This is a genomic window from Nonomuraea deserti, from assembly GCF_004348685.1.
Taxonomy (GTDB): Bacteria; Actinomycetota; Actinomycetes; order Streptosporangiales; family Streptosporangiaceae; genus Nonomuraea; species Nonomuraea deserti.
The window spans coordinates 1-15,133 of sequence record NZ_SMKO01000230.1 but is presented as its reverse complement, the minus strand read 5'-3'; the positions used below and the strand labels follow the sequence as shown (position 1 = coordinate 15,133).

At 70.5% G+C, this 15,133-nt stretch carries 17 protein-coding genes and 1 pseudogene; 10 read left to right on the top strand and 8 right to left on the bottom strand.

What is annotated here, in order from left to right; translation table 11 throughout:
* Nucleotides 1-192, bottom strand: a pseudogene (locus E1292_RS44460) (zf-HC2 domain-containing protein); the annotation flags it as partial.
* A gap of 227 nt (nucleotides 193-419) precedes the next feature.
* Here E1292_RS44460 and E1292_RS44455 point away from each other — a divergent pair.
* The 3 genes from E1292_RS44455 to E1292_RS44445 all read left to right on the top strand — a co-directional run bounded on the left by E1292_RS44455 (nucleotide 420) and on the right by E1292_RS44445 (nucleotide 4,033).
* Entirely contained in the window at nucleotides 420-1,625 is a 1,206-nt protein-coding gene (locus E1292_RS44455; protein WP_165975059.1) for an FAD-dependent oxidoreductase, read from the top strand.
* Between the two features lie 81 nt (nucleotides 1,626-1,706).
* The gene (locus tag E1292_RS44450) at nucleotides 1,707-3,044 is read left to right on the top strand and encodes a class II 3-deoxy-7-phosphoheptulonate synthase (protein WP_132605782.1); all 1,338 of its coding nucleotides are present in this window, start codon (nucleotides 1,707-1,709) and stop codon (nucleotides 3,042-3,044) included.
* 221 nt (nucleotides 3,045-3,265) lie between these two features.
* On the top strand, nucleotides 3,266-4,033 hold the full coding sequence (locus E1292_RS44445; protein WP_281284146.1) for an SAM-dependent methyltransferase: 768 nt from the start codon (nucleotides 3,266-3,268) through the stop codon (nucleotides 4,031-4,033).
* A gap of 43 nt (nucleotides 4,034-4,076) precedes the next feature.
* Here E1292_RS44445 and E1292_RS44440 read toward each other — a convergent pair whose 3' ends face one another.
* Both E1292_RS44440 and E1292_RS44435 read right to left on the bottom strand, forming a co-directional pair.
* Nucleotides 4,077-4,451 carry a thioredoxin family protein gene (locus E1292_RS44440; RefSeq protein ID WP_132605778.1) on the bottom strand — a complete coding sequence of 125 codons (375 nt, stop codon included), beginning with the start codon at nucleotides 4,449-4,451 and terminating at the stop codon, nucleotides 4,077-4,079.
* Between the two features lie 69 nt (nucleotides 4,452-4,520).
* A complete protein-coding gene (locus tag E1292_RS44435; RefSeq protein ID WP_165975058.1) occupies nucleotides 4,521-5,222 on the bottom strand; it encodes an endonuclease/exonuclease/phosphatase family protein in 702 nt (233 codons plus the stop codon).
* A gap of 190 nt (nucleotides 5,223-5,412) precedes the next feature.
* Here E1292_RS44435 and E1292_RS44430 point away from each other — a divergent pair, with 190 nt between their 5' ends.
* Together E1292_RS44430 and E1292_RS44425 are read left to right on the top strand one after the other, a co-directional pair.
* Complete coding sequence (locus tag E1292_RS44430) at nucleotides 5,413-6,690, top strand: prenyltransferase/squalene oxidase repeat-containing protein (RefSeq protein ID WP_132605774.1); 1,278 nt, start codon at nucleotides 5,413-5,415, stop codon at nucleotides 6,688-6,690.
* Between the two features lie 123 nt (nucleotides 6,691-6,813).
* Nucleotides 6,814-7,170: an AraC family ligand binding domain-containing protein gene (locus tag E1292_RS44425; protein ID WP_132605772.1), complete on the top strand. Its 357-nt coding sequence runs from the start codon at nucleotides 6,814-6,816 to the stop codon at nucleotides 7,168-7,170.
* A 3-nt stretch (nucleotides 7,171-7,173) separates the two neighbouring features.
* On the opposite strand, the gene E1292_RS44420 is transcribed toward E1292_RS44425, so the two are convergent.
* Nucleotides 7,174-7,722: a hypothetical protein gene (locus E1292_RS44420; RefSeq protein WP_132605770.1), complete on the bottom strand. Its 549-nt coding sequence runs from the start codon at nucleotides 7,720-7,722 to the stop codon at nucleotides 7,174-7,176.
* A gap of 105 nt (nucleotides 7,723-7,827) precedes the next feature.
* Between E1292_RS44420 and E1292_RS44415 the strand changes: the two genes are divergently transcribed.
* Entirely contained in the window at nucleotides 7,828-9,036 is a 1,209-nt protein-coding gene (locus E1292_RS44415; protein WP_132605768.1) for a pentapeptide repeat-containing protein, read from the top strand.
* Nucleotides 9,037-9,047: 11 nt separating this feature from the next.
* On the opposite strand, the gene E1292_RS44410 is transcribed toward E1292_RS44415, so the two are convergent.
* The 3 genes from E1292_RS44410 to E1292_RS44400 are packed head-to-tail and all read right to left on the bottom strand — an operon-like array spanning nucleotide 9,048 to nucleotide 10,166.
* Entirely contained in the window at nucleotides 9,048-9,497 is a 450-nt protein-coding gene (locus E1292_RS44410) for an SRPBCC family protein (protein ID WP_132605766.1), read from the bottom strand.
* Nucleotides 9,487-9,816, bottom strand: a complete 330-nt coding sequence (locus E1292_RS44405) for an ArsR/SmtB family transcription factor (RefSeq protein ID WP_132605764.1) — start codon at nucleotides 9,814-9,816, stop codon at nucleotides 9,487-9,489. Before E1292_RS44405 ends, E1292_RS44410 begins: the two co-directional genes overlap by 11 nt.
* Complete coding sequence (locus tag E1292_RS44400; RefSeq protein WP_132605762.1) at nucleotides 9,813-10,166, bottom strand: VOC family protein; 354 nt, start codon at nucleotides 10,164-10,166, stop codon at nucleotides 9,813-9,815. Before E1292_RS44400 ends, E1292_RS44405 begins: the two co-directional genes overlap by 4 nt.
* 106 nt (nucleotides 10,167-10,272) lie before the next feature.
* Between E1292_RS44400 and E1292_RS44395 the strand changes: the two genes are divergently transcribed.
* Nucleotides 10,273-10,944, top strand: a complete 672-nt coding sequence (locus E1292_RS44395) for a permease prefix domain 1-containing protein (RefSeq protein WP_132605760.1) — start codon at nucleotides 10,273-10,275, stop codon at nucleotides 10,942-10,944.
* Between the two features lie 13 nt (nucleotides 10,945-10,957).
* Here E1292_RS44395 and E1292_RS44390 read toward each other — a convergent pair whose 3' ends face one another.
* The gene (locus E1292_RS44390) at nucleotides 10,958-11,293 is read right to left on the bottom strand and encodes a helix-turn-helix transcriptional regulator (RefSeq protein WP_132605758.1); all 336 of its coding nucleotides are present in this window, start codon (nucleotides 11,291-11,293) and stop codon (nucleotides 10,958-10,960) included.
* A gap of 100 nt (nucleotides 11,294-11,393) precedes the next feature.
* Here E1292_RS44390 and E1292_RS44385 point away from each other — a divergent pair, with 100 nt between their 5' ends.
* The 3 genes from E1292_RS44385 to cydD form a co-directional block, all read left to right on the top strand.
* On the top strand, nucleotides 11,394-12,563 hold the full coding sequence (locus tag E1292_RS44385; RefSeq protein WP_132605756.1) for a cytochrome ubiquinol oxidase subunit I: 1,170 nt from the start codon (nucleotides 11,394-11,396) through the stop codon (nucleotides 12,561-12,563).
* Between the two features lie 14 nt (nucleotides 12,564-12,577).
* Complete coding sequence (locus E1292_RS44380; RefSeq protein WP_132605754.1) at nucleotides 12,578-13,342, top strand: cytochrome d ubiquinol oxidase subunit II; 765 nt, start codon at nucleotides 12,578-12,580, stop codon at nucleotides 13,340-13,342.
* A gap of 6 nt (nucleotides 13,343-13,348) precedes the next feature.
* Nucleotides 13,349-15,133, top strand: a 1,785-nt coding sequence (cydD, locus tag E1292_RS44375; protein ID WP_220447367.1) for a thiol reductant ABC exporter subunit CydD, incomplete at its 3' end; no start/stop codon positions are given.

The window sequence follows — 15,133 nt, the reverse complement described above, 5'->3', positions numbered from 1 at the left end:
GCGGGCACGCAGGGTCGCGGGTGGGGGGTCGGCCGCCGCCTCCGCCAGCCAGGCGACCGTCTCGCGCAGCTGTCGCACCTCGGCCGCGCATCCGGAGCACGCCCGCAGGTGGTCCTCGAACAGGACCTCCTCGGCGTACGGCAGCGCGTGCACGGCGTAGGCGCCGGAGAGGGCGTGGAGGTCGTCGTTCATCGGTTCCTCCTTCGCTGGGGATCCCGGGCCGCGGCCCAGGGGAGGAAGGTGCCCTCGCCCGGCTCGGACGGACCGGGGAGCTCAACGAGGGATGTCCCGCCTTCAGGGGTGGGAAGGAAGTCAATGTCCACTCCCTGTGAGAGAGGCGGCTCACGCATGTACTTCGGTTGCCCGGGCATGTCGGATGCCCGGGGCGCCGGCTCTTCTAGGTGACCGGGTGATGATTCATGGGATGCGTGATAGCGGGCGGCGGGCCGGCGGGCGCCGTCCTGGCGCTGGTGCTGGCCAGGGCGGGCGTCGAGGTGACCCTGCTGGAGAAGCACGGCGACTTCCTGCGCGACTTCAGGGGTGACACCATCCACCCGTCGACCCTGCAGGTGCTCGACGAGCTGGGGCTGGCGCGGGAGTTCCTGCGGCTCCCGCACAGGAAGGCGTACGAGGTCGGCATCGTGACCGACGCAGGGGAGACCAGGCTGGCGAACCTGCGAGGTCTGCCGGGCAGGTACGACTACATCGCGTTCGTCCCGCAGTGGGAGTTCCTCAACCTCGTCACGTCGGCGGCCGGCGCATATCCGAACTTCCGGCTGCTGATGAACGCCGAGGCGTACGACCTGATCCGCGAGGGCGGCGCCGTGCGCGGGCTCCGCTACCGGGACGCGTCCGGTGAGCACGAGATCAGGGCCGCCCTGACCGTGGCCGCCGACGGGCGCTCCTCGACGTTGCGCGAGCGGGCGGGGCTCGTGCCCGAGGATCTCAAAGCGCCCATGGACGTGGTGTGGTTCGCGCTGCCCAGGAACGACGGGGATCGTGACGACACGTTCCTGCGGATCTCGAGCGGCAACATGATGGTCGCGATCAACCGGGAGACCTACTGGCAGCTGGCGTACCTGATTCCGAAGGGCGGATACTCCGCGCTCGTGAGCGGTGGCATCGACGCGCTGCGCGAGCCGGTGGCCAGGCTGCTGCCGTGGCTGGCCGACCGGACCGGCGGGATCGGCGGCTACGACGACGTGAGCGTGCTCACGGTCATGCTCAACCGGCTGCGCCGCTGGCACCGGCCCGGGCTGCTGTGCATCGGGGACGCCGCGCACGCCATGTCGCCGGTGTTCGGGGTGGGCATCAACCTGGCCGTCCAGGACGCGGTCGCCGCCGCCAACCTGCTGGCCGGCTCGCTCAGGTCCGGCGCGCCGATCCCCGAGCCGACGCTGCACCTGTTGCAGAGGAGGCGGATGGCGCCGACCAGGGTCACGCAGGCGGCCCAGCGGCTGGTCCAGAACCTGGTGATTCGCCCGGCCCTGTCGCGCCGGTTCGACCCGTCGGGGCTGCCCCGCGACCTGACGAAGGTTCCGCTGGTCAACCGGCTGATCCCGCGATTCGTCGGATTCGGTGTGCGTCCCGAGCACGTGTACGTGAGGGAGAGCCCGCCGCCGTGAGCCCGTATCCGGATAACTGCCTTCTCACAACGTGGACAATGGGGTCGGTGGGGCCGACGCAGTGGAATACCCTCGTATCTCGTGAGCAGCAATCTCGTGGATCTCGATTCCTGGCGAGCCCTCCCTGCGGCGCAGCAGCCTGACTGGCCCGACCCCGGTGAGCTCGACAAGGTCGTCGCCGAGCTCGGCGGCCTGCCCCCACTCGTCTTCGCGGGCGAGTGCGACCAGCTGAAGGACCAGCTGGCCGCCGTGGCCCGCGGCGAGGCCTTCGTCCTGCAGGGCGGCGACTGCGCCGAGACCTTCGCCGGGGCGACCGCCGACAACGTGCGCAACAAGCTCAAGACGCTGCTGCAGATGGCGATCGTGCTGACCTACGCGGGCAAGGTGCCGGTCGTGAAGATCGGCCGGGTCGCCGGGCAGTTCGCCAAGCCGCGTTCCAAGGGCACCGAGATCCGCGACGGCGTGGAGCTGCCCGCCTACCGCGGTGACATGGTCAACGGCGTCGAGTTCACCCCCGAGGCCCGCAGGCCCGACCCGTGGCGGTTGCTCAAGGCCTACCACTCCTCGGCCGTGACGCTCAATCTCGCGCGCGCGTTCACCAAGGGCGGCTACGCCGACCTGCGCCAGGTGCACGCCTGGAACCAGGACTTCGTCGCCGAGTCGCCGGCCGGGCGCCGCTACGAGAAGCTGGCCAGGGAGATCGACCAGGCGCTGGCGTTCATGCGGGCCTGCGGGGCCGATCCCGAGGAGTTCCACACGGTGGAGTTCTACTCCTCGCACGAGGCGCTCATCCTCGACTACGACCGGGCGCTCACCCGCATCGACTCCCGCACCGGGCTGCCCTACGACGTGTCGGCGCACATGGTCTGGATCGGCGAGCGCACCCGCCAGCTGGACGGCGCGCACGTCGACTTCTTCTCGCGCATCCGCAACCCGATCGGCGTCAAGCTCGGCCCATCGACCACGCCCGAGGAGGCCGTCGCGCTCGTCGAGAAGCTCAATCCCGGCAACGAGGCGGGGCGGCTCACGTTCATCACCCGGATGGGCGCCTCCAAGATCCGCGAGTCCCTGCCCGCGCTGGTCAAGGAGGTCAGCGCGACCGGGGCCCGGGTGGCCTGGATCTGCGACCCGATGCACGGCAACACCTTCGAGGCACCGAGCGGCCACAAGACGCGGCGGGTCGACGACGTGCTCGACGAGGTGGCCGGCTTCTTCGAGGTGCACAGGTCGCTCGGCACGCATCCCGGCGGCATCCACATCGAGTTCACGGGCGACGACGTGACCGAATGCGTGGGCGGGGGCCACGAGATCGGCGAGACCGACCTCGCCACGCGTTACGAAACGGCCTGCGACCCGCGGCTCAACCGCAGCCAGTCGCTCGACCTCGCCTTCGAGGTGGCCGAGCTCTACCGCGGCTGACCCCTGGGCACGCGTCCGGCGGCTCCATCAGGACCGGGTACGAAGGCCCGGCCGTCCCGTCGCGGGGCGGCCGGGCCTTCGCCTGACTACCGCGCCAGGCACGCCTGTCACAGCACGTGATACGCGTCTCATTAATGCGCTCTGTCATCCTGTTTTCTGGAGATTTCGGACGTTTACCCCGCTATGATCGCCGCAAACAGGGCGGAATTTCGGGAGATAACGTGGATGATGCCCCCGAGGGGGTCGACCCCAACGTCCCTAACGTCGCGCGAATGTATGACTACTTTCTCGACGGCAAGGACAATTTCGCGGCCGACCGTGCAGCGGCGGAGCAGATCCTCAAGAACTTTCCCCATACCAAGGAGGCCGCCCGGTCGAACCGGGCCTTCCTGCGCCGCGCCGTACGCCATCTGGTGGACCTGGGCGCGCGGCAGATCGTGGACCTCGGGGCCGGCCTGCCGACCCAGGGGAACACCCACGAGATCGCCCCGGAGGCGCGCGTCGTGTACGTCGACTACGACGCCGTGGTCTGCGTGCACGGAAGGGCCCTGCTGGCCCGGCGCGACGACGTGGACTTCCTGCAGGCCGACGTGCGCGAGCCGGAGGCGCTGCTGGACAGGCTGGCCGGCCTGGTGGACTTCGACCGGCCGGTGGCGTTCCTGATGCTGACCGTGCTGCACTTCATCCCGGACGACCTCGCCTACGAGGTGGTGACGAAACTGCGGGACGCGAGCGCGCCCGGCAGCCACCTGGTCATCAGCCACGCCGTGGACAACGCGCCCGACACCACTCCGCAGGCCCTGGAGGTCTACCGGAAGGCCACGGCCGCCCTCAACCTGCGCACCCGCGAGGACATCCTGCGCTTCTTCGACGGCTATGAGCTGGCCGAGCCCGGGCTGGTGCACCCGTACGACTGGCGCACGGATGACCCGGGCGAGCCGGGCAAGGGCATCACCTTCGGGTACGTCGGAGTCGGCCGCAAACCCTGAGGGCACGCGAGAGCCCCGCCGGAACCGGCGGGGCTCGCCAGGGTCAGTTCTTCTGGGCGTTCTTCAGCTCTTCGTTGAGCTCCGCCCTGATGGCGTCCATGTCGAGCGCCCGAACCTGCCTGATCAGGTCTTCCAGCGCGGGGGCCGGGATGGCGCCCGCCTGGGCGAAGACCACGATGCCGTCGCGGATGGCCATCAGCGTGGGGATCGAGGTGATGTCGAACCCCTGCGCCAACCCCTGCTCCGCGTCGGTGTCGATCTTTCCGAACGTGATGTCCTCGTGCTTCTCCGACGCCTGCTCGAAGATCGGCCCGAACTTCTTGCACGGCGGGCACCACTCGGCCCAGAAGTCGAGCAGGACGATCCCCTTGTCGGCGATGTCGTTGAAGGTTTTCTCTGTCACTTCGATGGTCGCCACAAGAGGCTCCTCGTTCGTTGATACGTCTGTGACGGTTAGAACTCATTACCCTGCCCGGTGATTCCGGCTCTACGCCAGGGCGAACTCCACCACGTGGACGGGGTGATCGGAGAAGGTCTCGACGGTCTTCAGAGCCACCGGACGTGCCGCCCTGCTGTGCAGAACGGCGTCGCGAGCCGTCGAGTGAGCCGGCTCGAGAGGCAGGTCGAGCAGGTCTCGCCTGGGGGTGTTGAAGTCGCCGCCCACGAACGTGAGGGGCAGCATGACGCGCTCGATCTCCTTGGCCGCCCGGTTCCAGATGTGGCCGAAGGCCGGCTCCTCCGCCCGGCGCCCGAACCGCCGGAAGGGCACCATGTGCAGGCATCCGACCGCGATCCTGTGGTCTTCGCCGGCCAGCCAGGCCGTCATCAGGCCTTTGTCGAAGGAGCGCAGACCGTCCGCGGCCAGCTCCGGGTTGGGCAGGATGACGCGGTCGACGTTGTCGAGCGGGAGCCTGGCCGCCAGCGCGATGCCGGCGGAACCCGCCACGTGCATCGCCTGCGACAACACGTGGCCGGCGACGTGCCGCAGCGGGGTCTGCCTGGCGATCGACTCCAGCATCGGGGAGCGCCCGCCCTGGAAGGGCACCTCCTGGAGAGCGAGCACGTCCAGGTCCAGATCCTGGATCAGCCGCACCACGTCGTGCGTGCCCGTGTCGTCTCCCTCGCCCTTCCAGCCCTCCCGGACGTTCCATGTCCCGACGCGCAGCCTGGGCGCCGGCGGTTGATTCACGTGCGCCATTGCACGCTCACCTTCTGTATGGGGGTTCGTCCACCGGGCGACTCCGTCGTCGTCCGGATGCGAGCAAGCCTACGATGCGACGCGGCCGGAGGACACTCCAACCGATTGAGCATCCTTGTGACACCCGTCCCCATCGCCGCGATAAAGGATATGAGGACCATCGTGTACCGCTTGGCGGAACATGCCTGGAGTGGTGGGTCAGGAGGAGCCTGACGTCCAGCGCGGCCTGCGCCGGGCGGAGCAGTGGCTGCGATCGTGTTACAAGTCCACGCCGGCCTCGTCGGGGTGGGGCCACCACGTCGATGAGGATCCGACGGAGTGGGGCGGGACGCTCGACGGCATCCGCGGCATGCTGGCGATGAGGGCGGAGCCCACGTCGGAGATGCTGACCAGCGCGGCCGACTGGCTACGCGGCCGGCAGAACCCCGACGGGGGCTTTCCCGCCAGGGAGATGAAGTACTCCCCCGCCGAGGCCACCGCGTGGGTCGTCATCGCGCTGCGCGACATGGGCTGGCACTGCGGCAACGACGAGCACGTCCGGCGGGCCGTGGACTACCTGCGCCAGTGCGTGGACGAGCAGGGCGCCGCGGCCACCACGAAGGACGACATCGGCAACCCGCGCACCCTGCCCACGGCGCTCACCCTCTGGGCGCTGTCCCTGCAGGACCGCCTGGACGACCTCCGCGGGCAGATCACCACGCGGCTCCGGCACATGCAGGAGCCCGAGAGCAAGGGCTGGGGCATCACGGTCGGCGCCGCCCCCAACGCCGCCACGACGGCGCAGGTCCTGCACGCCGTACGGCTGGCCGGGGTGCCGGAGGACTTCGACTGGGTCAGGGAGGGCGTGACGTACCTCCTTGAGCGGCAGAAGGCCGACGGGTCGTGGGAGAACAGCTATGACGAATGGTTCACGGCCGCCCTGGACCACACGCCGTGCCGCTGTGTGCACTTCGGCACCGGATGGGCCCTGCTGGCCCTCACCGACTTCCCCTCCGATCCGCGCTGCCAGGAGGCGGCGGAGCGGGCGGTGCGCTATCTGATGGAGCGCCAGCGGCCCTCCGGCGCCTGGCTCTTCGAGGAGTACGACCCGACGGAGTTCGTCTGGTGCACCACGCAGGTCATGGTCGCGCTGACGAAATGGCTGGAGGTCCGCCCCATGCGGCCGGTCGGAACGGTGAAGAACCGGCGGACCGGCGAGCTGGCGAGCGCGGCACGGCGGCTGGCCGCGTGGACACGCGAGTCGTTTCTCTACCTGGCTTTCGGCGCTTTGTCCGTGGCCCAAATATGGGAATTCATCCAGCCGGTACTGTCGGCCGTCCTGACCGGATTCAGGATAGATGTCGCGGGCATCTGGACCAACCTCATCAGCTCCGTCCTGTGGGCGGGCCTCTGCCTGGCTCTGGCCTGGCTCGGCAAGCGGGTCCACAAAGGAAAGTCAGGCGAACGCGAGATTCATTGATAACAGCGTTCGAAGATGAAAGAATTTAGGTTTGTATGTTCGGCCACGCGCGGCCAGAGCACGGCCTAGGCTCGCAGTGGAGCACCGGCAGGTTCACAGCCTCCACGGACCGGGAAGGTGAGGATGAGCACCCACGTGTTCTTCGAGCCGCACGAATGGAGCTTCCAGAAACTGGGGCACCGGGGCAAACTCTTCGAGTCGAGCAGCGCGGTGACGAGCAGCAACCACCTCATCATCGAGATCCACGGCCGCCTTCCCGCGTGGCTGTGCCAACTGGAGTGCGACTTCGTCTACTACGTCCTCGAGGGCCACGGCACGTTCCACTTCGAAGACCGGCAGGAAAACTGCAAGCAGGGCAATCTCGTCACCATTCCGAGGGGCACGAAGTTCACCTACGAGGGCGATGCGCTGAAGATGTTGCTGACCTCGACGCCGCCGTGGGGGCCCGCGCAGGAGCGGGTCTTCGACGACGAGGACTGACGCTCACGCTCCGGTGAGCACGTCGAGCAGCGAGCCGAGCTTGTCCATGATCTCGCCCTCCCCGAGATGCCGCATCGACCGCGACGGCGGCATCCGCGTCCCTGAGGGCACCAGCACGTGCGAGAAACTCCGCCGCACCGGGCCCCTGACGACCATGGTGGCGGTCATCGGATCCCCCTCGGGCGCGGCCAGCACGCGGTGATAGGTGTCACGGTGCATCCGGTAGAACGACCCCGCCGAGACCTCCGCGTCGAGTGACACGCCGAGCGAGACGCGGCCGGTCCGCGCGAAACCGTAGTCGCCCAGAACACCGCCGGGCGGCATCGTGGACTCGTAACAGTCGTAGCTCTCGCTGGTGACGACGCCCTCGACCCGCACGGTCCGGCCGGCCAGCGGGGTGGCGTCGCCGTCGCCCTGGACCTGGGAGATCCGGTGCGTGGCGGGGGTCTCGCAGGGGGCGGCCGGCTCGGCCAGGGCCGGCGTGGTGAGGAGAGCCGCGGGCATGGCCGCCACGATCAGGGCGGACAGGGATGCTCGGGATAAAACGCGCATGCCCGGAACAATAGAGGTAAATAAGACCGCATTTTTCCACATAAAAGTGGATAGAACATTAAATCATCGAACCTTGACATGCGCCGCCGCGGGTATGACGACTCCATGGACTGGGTCACCTGCGCGCATTCCGTCAGCTGCACCGGGGTCGCCGTCCCTCCGGCCGGCCACTGCCTCGCCCACCTCCCCCCTGATCACCTGTCCGAAGCGCTCGGCGAGCTGCGTCCCGGCCGCCTGCTCGACCTGCGCGGCACGACCGTCAGCGGCGACCTGCTGACCCGGGTCATGGAGGCCGCCGGCGGCAGGCCGGGCCGGGCACGCTTCGACCGGGCACGCTTCACCGGCGACGTCCGGCTGCCGGGCGTGACGTTCGCGGGCGACGTGTCGCTCGACGAGGCCAGGTTCGACCGGCTGGCCTCGTTCTTCGGCGCCCGGTTCGAGGGCAACGTGTCGCTGGCCGGCGCCAGGTTCGCCCGCGAGCTCTCCTTCCACGGCGTCACCGTGCGCGGGCACGTCTCGCTCGACCGGGCGCTGATGTCCCGCGACGCGCTGTTCAGCCAGGCCGTGTTCGGTCACGGGCTGTCGTGCGAGCGGGCCAGGTTCGACGGGTACGCCGCCTTCGACGGCGCCCGGCTCGGCGGCGGGGCCGCCTTCAGGGGGACGCGCTTCGGCCGCACGCTCTCGTTCCGCAAGGTCATGGGGAACGCCGGGTTCGACGCCGCCCACTTCGCGGCGGACGCGTACCTGTCGGCCACCGGCCGGCTCTCGGCGGCCAGGGCCCGCGCGGACGGCCTGCTCGACGTGGTCGTCGCCCGCTGCGGCGTGGACCTGCGCGGAGTGTCGGTGTCGGGCCCGACGACGCTGCGGCTGACCGACTCGCAGGCCGATCTGGAGGGCGCGGTGCTGCGCGGCCCCGCCATCGTGACGGGCAAGGGCAGGTCCACGCTGACCTCGCTGCGCCGGGTGGATGCCGGCGACCTGGCGCTGTCGGGGCTGGACCTGTCGGCGTGCCGGTTCGCCGGTCTGGCCCATCCGTCGGGCGTGCGGGTCAAGGACTGCGTGTTCGCGCTCACCCCGCGCGGCGTACGGGTGAGCCTGCGCCGGCCGATGGTGCGCTGGTTCTCCCGCCGCCGCGCGCTGGCCGACGAGCACACCATGCGCGCGGAGCCGGATCCGGGAGATCCCGCCGCGACGCCGGCCCACCTGGCCGCCCTCTACGCCGGGCTGTCCCAGGGCGACCACGTCACCTCCGCCGACTTCGCCTCCGCCGCCGTGGAGATGCGCCGCCTGGCCGGCCACCGCTGGTGGTCGTAGGGCACGGCCCCTCAGAGCCCGTCCACGACGGCGGCGATGGCCCGGAAGACGGCGTTGCGCCAGCCGCCGCCCATGATCCGGCGCGACAGCTGCTGCAGCTCGTCGTCCGGGTCGAAGCCCTCGTGGTCGAGGAACAGCCGCGTGCCCCTGCCCTCGGGCACGAGCCGCCAGGTGACCGTCCAGTCGGCGAGCTTGCCGTCGCTCCAGCTGATCTTCAATAGGCGCTCCTGCTGGATCTCCAGCACCTCGCAGTGGACGACGCCGTCGAACCCCACCTGCTTCTTGGGCTCCGTGGTGAACGTGAACCGGTGCCCGACCTCCGGCTTGAAGTCGTTGGGCATGAGCCAGCGGGCGACCAGCTCGGGCTCGGTCAGCGCCCGCCACACCTTCGCGGGCGGGTGCGCGATGAACTGGTCGACCCTGATCGCGCGCAGGTCGTCAGCGGTCGTGTCACCTGGCATCGTCGTCCTCCATCTCGTCGAGCACGGCCGTGAGGGTGGCGAGCCTCTCCCGCCAGAACCGTTCGTACGGGCCGAGCCAGTCGCGGATCTCCATGAGCGGCGCCGCCTCCAGCCGGTAGTGCCGCTCGCGCCCCTTGCGGGTCTCCGACACCAGCCCCGCGTCCCTGAGCACCCGCAGGTGCTCCGACACGCTGGGCCTGCTCATGTCGAACCGCTCGGCCAGCCGGCCCGCGGGCTGCGCGCCCTCGTCGCGCAGCAGGCGCAGCAGCTCGCGCCTGGCCGGGCTGGCCAGCGCGGTGAACACGTGGTCGGGCGTCATGCCTGGACGGCCACGAACCCGTTGCCGTACGGGTCGTGGAACAACAACTGGCGGCCCCACGGCTGGTCGCTCGGGCCGTCGCAGGCCACGCCGTTCTCGCGCAGCCGTGCGGCCAGCGGGTCGAGGTCGGGCGCGGCCACCACCAGGCCGCCGACCGGAGCCATCTCGGGGAACCAGGAAGCCAGCAGCAGCGTGGTCTCGGCGCCTTCGGGAGCGACGGTGAGCCAGCGGCCCATCGGAAACGGGTTGTCGGTGCGCGTCTCGAAGCCGAGGACGCCGCCGTAGAACTCCAGTGCCCCTTCCTGGTCGGCGACGGGCACGGTGACGGTCTGGATGAGAGAGATCAGCATGTCGGACACTATATGTAGGATTTTTCCTACATATCAACCCCGCTCCGCGAAACATCGGGGAAATCCCGGATGGGCCCCCGGGTTCACACTCCCTAGACTTGTGCTCATGCGCATCGACGACTACGTGGCCGATCTCGACCGCGCCCTGGCCGGGCCTCACGGCCTGAAGCGCGACCTGGTCGTCGAAGCACGCGACAGCCTGACCGACACCGCCGACGCGCTGGAGTCGGATGGCCTGGACCGGGCGGAGGCGGAGCGGATCGCGGTGGCCGAGTTCGGGGAGGTCACCAGGATCGCCTCCGGCTACCAGGCCGAGCTGACCGCCTCCGCCGGCCGGCGGCTCGGCGTCCTGCTGTTCACCGGCGTGCCGATCACGGTGCTGATGTGGTCCCTGCTGTGGCGCGTCTACCCGCCCGCCGACGACACCTGGGCGCACCAGCCGGAGTGGTACCACACGGTCTCGCAGCTGCTCGACGCCATCCAGCTGGCCACCGGCGCGTACGGCGGGATGGCGCTCTTCGCGCTGAGCCGGGGCGCCCGGTGGATCCACCGGCCCCGGCTCGTGACCAGGTCGCTGGGGTGGATCGTGTGGGCGTCGCTGCCGGTCACCGGCAGCCTGGGGCTGGTGCTCTCCTACGGCACGAAGGACCCCAACAGCCTGGACGCGCTGCCCTCCATGCTCGCCAATCTGGTGACCTGGGCCGTGTGGGGGATGCAGATCTATTGCGCCGCCCGGTGCATGCGCATCACCCGCGTCTCACGGCCGCCCGCCGCCTGACGCGCGCGCTCTCTCACCCCGGGGCGACGGCGTTCGCGCGGAGGACGCCACCGATCACGTTCGTGAACTCCCGCCAGGCCGAGCGCTCGCCCTCGAGCTGCTTCCTGCCCGCGTCGGTGAGCCGGTAGGTGCGGCGCTTGCGGCCGCCGACGGTCGCCCACTCGCTGGCGAGGTAGCCGATGCGCTCCAGCCTGCGCAGCGCGGGATAGACGGTGCCCGTCGGCACGTTGAGCGCGCCTCCGCTGCGTTCCTGCAGCGCCTCGATGATGGCGTAGCCGTGCAGCGGCTCCCGCTCCAGCACGGAGAGCAGCAGCGCGTCCATGTGCCCGCGTAGCACGTCCGGGTTCATGGTTCCGATCCTAGACATCCGTCCTTCATATAGACAGCCTACATGTAGGCTGGCTATATGTAGGCTGGCTATAGTAGGCAGGCACAACAACGGAGTCGTGATGGATGTACTCGAACTGGCCCGCACGCAGTTCGCGGTGACGGGCAGCCTGCACTTCCTGTTCGTCGTGCTCACGCTAGGACTGGCGCCACTGGTGGCGATCATGCACACGCGATGGGCGATCTCCGGCAGGCCGGTGCAGGAGGGAATGACGCGCTTCTGGGGTCAGATCTACGTCATCAACTACGCGCTGGGCATCGTGACCGGGCTGGTGATGGAGTTCCAGTTCGGGCTCGCCTGGAGCGGGCTGGCCCACTACGCGGGCGACGTGTTCGGCGCGCCACTGGCCGTGGAGACCCTGGTGGCGTTCTTCCTGGAGTCCACGTTCCTGGGGCTGTGGATCTTCGGGTGGGGCCGGCTGCCCAAGTGGGCGCACGTGGCGTGCATCTGGGCCGTCACGCTGACGGCGTACGCGAGCGCGTTCTTCATCATGGTGGCCAACTCCTTCCTGCAGAACCCGGCGGGCTCCGTGGTGAGCGGCGGCCGGATGGCGCTGACCGACGTCGGCGCCCTGCTCACCAACAAGGCGCTGATCTTCGCCTTCCCGCACGTGCTCGGAGCCGGGCTGTTCACCGGGGGCATGGTGCTGGTGGGCGCGAGCGCGTACCAGCTGCGGCGCCGTACCGAGGAGCTGGAGTTCTTCACCCGGTCGATGCGCATGGGCGTGTACACCGCGACCATCGGGATCTTCGTGACGCTGGGCTTCGGCTACGCGCAGTTCGGCGGGGTTCCCGAGGGCAAGTTCGACGGCGACGGGGCCGCCGCGCTGCCGCTCGCGCTCATGATGGAGGCCGGGCATCTGCTCGCCCTGGTCGTGCTGCTCGGGATGCTGCCGCTGGTCGGCGTGCTGCACAGGTGGCGCTGGACCCACCCGATCCTGATGGCGATGACGCCGCTGCCGTTCATCGTGTCCATCATGGGCTGGGTGGCCAGGGAGGTCGGGCGGCAGCCGTGGATGATCTGGGAGCGCCTCACCGTGGCCGACGCCATGTCGCCCGGGCTGACCTCGGGCATGGTCACGGCCTCGCTCATCGCCTTCACCGCCGTGCTGGGGCTGCTGGCCGTCGTCGACTACGTCCTCATCGCCCGGGCCGTCAAGCGGGGACCGCGCGAACCGGCCCTGGGCGCCGCCCCGGCGGACGAGCCGCGATCCCCCGCGCTGAGCTACTGAGGAGTGCGTGACACATGGAAGTGATCTGGTTCGTCTTCTTCGCGGTGTTGCTGGCCGGCTATTTCGCCCTCGAGGGCTTCGACCTGGGCGTGGGGCTGCTGCTGCCGGTCCTCGGCAGGACGCGGGAGACCCGGGACCGCATGGTGGCCGCCGTGGCCCCGTACGTGCTGGCCAACGAGGTGTGGCTGGTCGCCGTCGCCGGGACCCTGTTCGGGGTCTACCCGCTCCTGGAGGGCGAGGTGCTGTTCGGGCTGTACCCGCTGGTCGTGGCCATGCTGCTGAGCTGGATCCTGCGCGACGCCGGGCTGTGGTTCCGGCGCAGGCTCGACGGCACCGCGTGGCGGGGCTTCTGGGACGCGGGGATCGCGTTCGGGTCCTTGGGGCTCTCGTTCGGCTGGGGAATGGCGCTGTACGCGGCGGCCACCGGATTCGAGTCGCCGCCCGTCCACCCGCTCGGGGTGCTGCTGGGCGTGGTGGTGACGCTGCTGTTCGCCCTGCACGGATGGACGTTCCTCGCCTGGCGCACGCCCGGCGAGTTCGGCGGCACGCGGTCGGGGCGGGCACTGCTGGGAACGGGACTGGTCGCCGCGATCCCCGCGCTGGGGGTGCTGGCGGGCGCGATGCCGTACCTGCTGGGGCACAGCGCGCCTCCCGCCACGCTGAATGTGCTCAGTGTCATGGTGCTGCCGTTCGCACCCATCATGCTCGGCGCGCAAGTATGGGTATGGCGGACTTTCCGGCCAGGCAAGGACGCCTTCCGGTTCCCATCGTTCTTCTGAGGGCACGTGCACAAGGATCTCCTGCGGCTCATGCGGGCCGAGCGCTCGGTCCGCCGCCACCTCGCCGTCACCATGGCCGCGGCCGTGCTGGCGGGGCTGCTCGTGCTGGTGCAGGCCGAACTGCTCGCCGGGGTGCTGTCCGGCAGGTTCACGGCCGCCGCGCTGGCCGTCCTGGCGGCGGTGGTGTGCGTACGCGCGCTCCTGGCCTGGACGCAGGGTGTCTTCGCCGGGCGCACCGCGACCGGCGTGAAGTCGGCGCTGCGCCACCGGCTGCTCGCCCGCCTGCGCGAGCTGGGGCCGGGCCGGCTCGCCGCGCACCGCTCCGGCGAGCTGGTCACGCTCGCCGGGCGCGGCCTCGACGGGCTCGACGCCTACCTGACCGGCTACCTGCCCGCCATCGCGGTCGCCGCGGTGGTGCCCGTGGCCGTGCTGGTCCGGCTGTTCGCCGCCGACCTCGCCAGCGCGGTCATCGTACTGGTCACGCTGCCGCTGATCCCCGTCTTCGGGGCGCTGGTGGGCATGACGACCAAGGCGGTCACAGAGCGCCAGTACCTCGCGTTGTCGCGGCTCGGCGGCCACTTCCTCGACGTGGTGCGCGGGCTGCCCACCCTCCGGGCGTTCGGCCGGGCCCGCTACCAGGCGGGCGTCATCCGGCAGGTCGCCGACGCCCACCGGAGCGCCACCATGCGGACGTTGCGGGTGGCGTTCCTGTCGTCGCTGGTCCTGGAGCTGTGCGCGTCGCTGTCGCTGGCGCTGGTGGCGGTGCCGATCGGGCTGCGGCTGCTGGGCGGGTCGCTGGACCTGACGACGGCGCTGCTGGTGCTGCTGCTGGCCCCGGAGGCGTACCTGCCGCTGCGGGCGATGGGCACGCGGTTCCACGCGTCCATGGAAGGGGTGGCCGCCGCCGACGCGGCCTTCGCCGTGCTCGACCGTTCCGCCTCCGGCGAGGATGATCCCGTACGCCGCCCTGCCGCGTCCCCGGAGGCGAGGACGCCCGAGTCAGAAGCCCGCGGGACGGGGGTCGCCGCGACGACGGGCGCGCCGGAGATCCGGCTCGAGGGCGTGACCGTCCGCTACCCGGGCCGGGACGGCGCCGCGCTGGACGACGTCTCCCTCACCATCGGCCCGTGCGAGCGGGTCGCCCTGGTCGGCGAGAGCGGCGGGGGCAAGAGCACGCTGCTCCACCTCATCCTCGGCTTCGTCCGTCCGTCCGAGGGGCGGGTGCTCGTCGACGGCACGGACCTGCGCGACCTCGACCTGGCGAGTTGGCGGGCGCGGCTGGCGTTCGTGGCGCAGCGGCCGCACCTGTTCGCCACCACCGTGGCCGGCAACATCCGGCTCGGCGCGCCGTCGGCCTCCCAGGAAGAGGTACGCCGGGCAGCGGCGGCCGCGCACGCCGGTTTCGTGGCCGACCTGCCGCAGGGGTTCGACACCGTGGTCGGCGAGCGCGGGGCCGACTTCTCGGCGGGCCAGCGGCAGCGGATCGCGCTGGCGCGGGCCTTCTGCCGGCCCGACGCCTCGGTGCTGCTGCTCGACGAGCCCACGGCCCGCCTGGACGGGCGGAGCGAGGCCGCCGTGGTGGCGGCGACCGCGGACCTGGCCCGGGGCCGTACCGCCGTCATCGTCGCGCACCGCCCCGCGATGATCGACCTCGCCGACCGCGTCGTGCGCGTCCACGAGGGCCGCATCGTCTCCGACACCACGCGCCCCGCCGGGACGGCGACTCCGGCCGCGGCCGGAGTGCCGTCGGAGGGCGGGGCGGCGGACACGGCCGCTGTGCCGTCAGGGGGC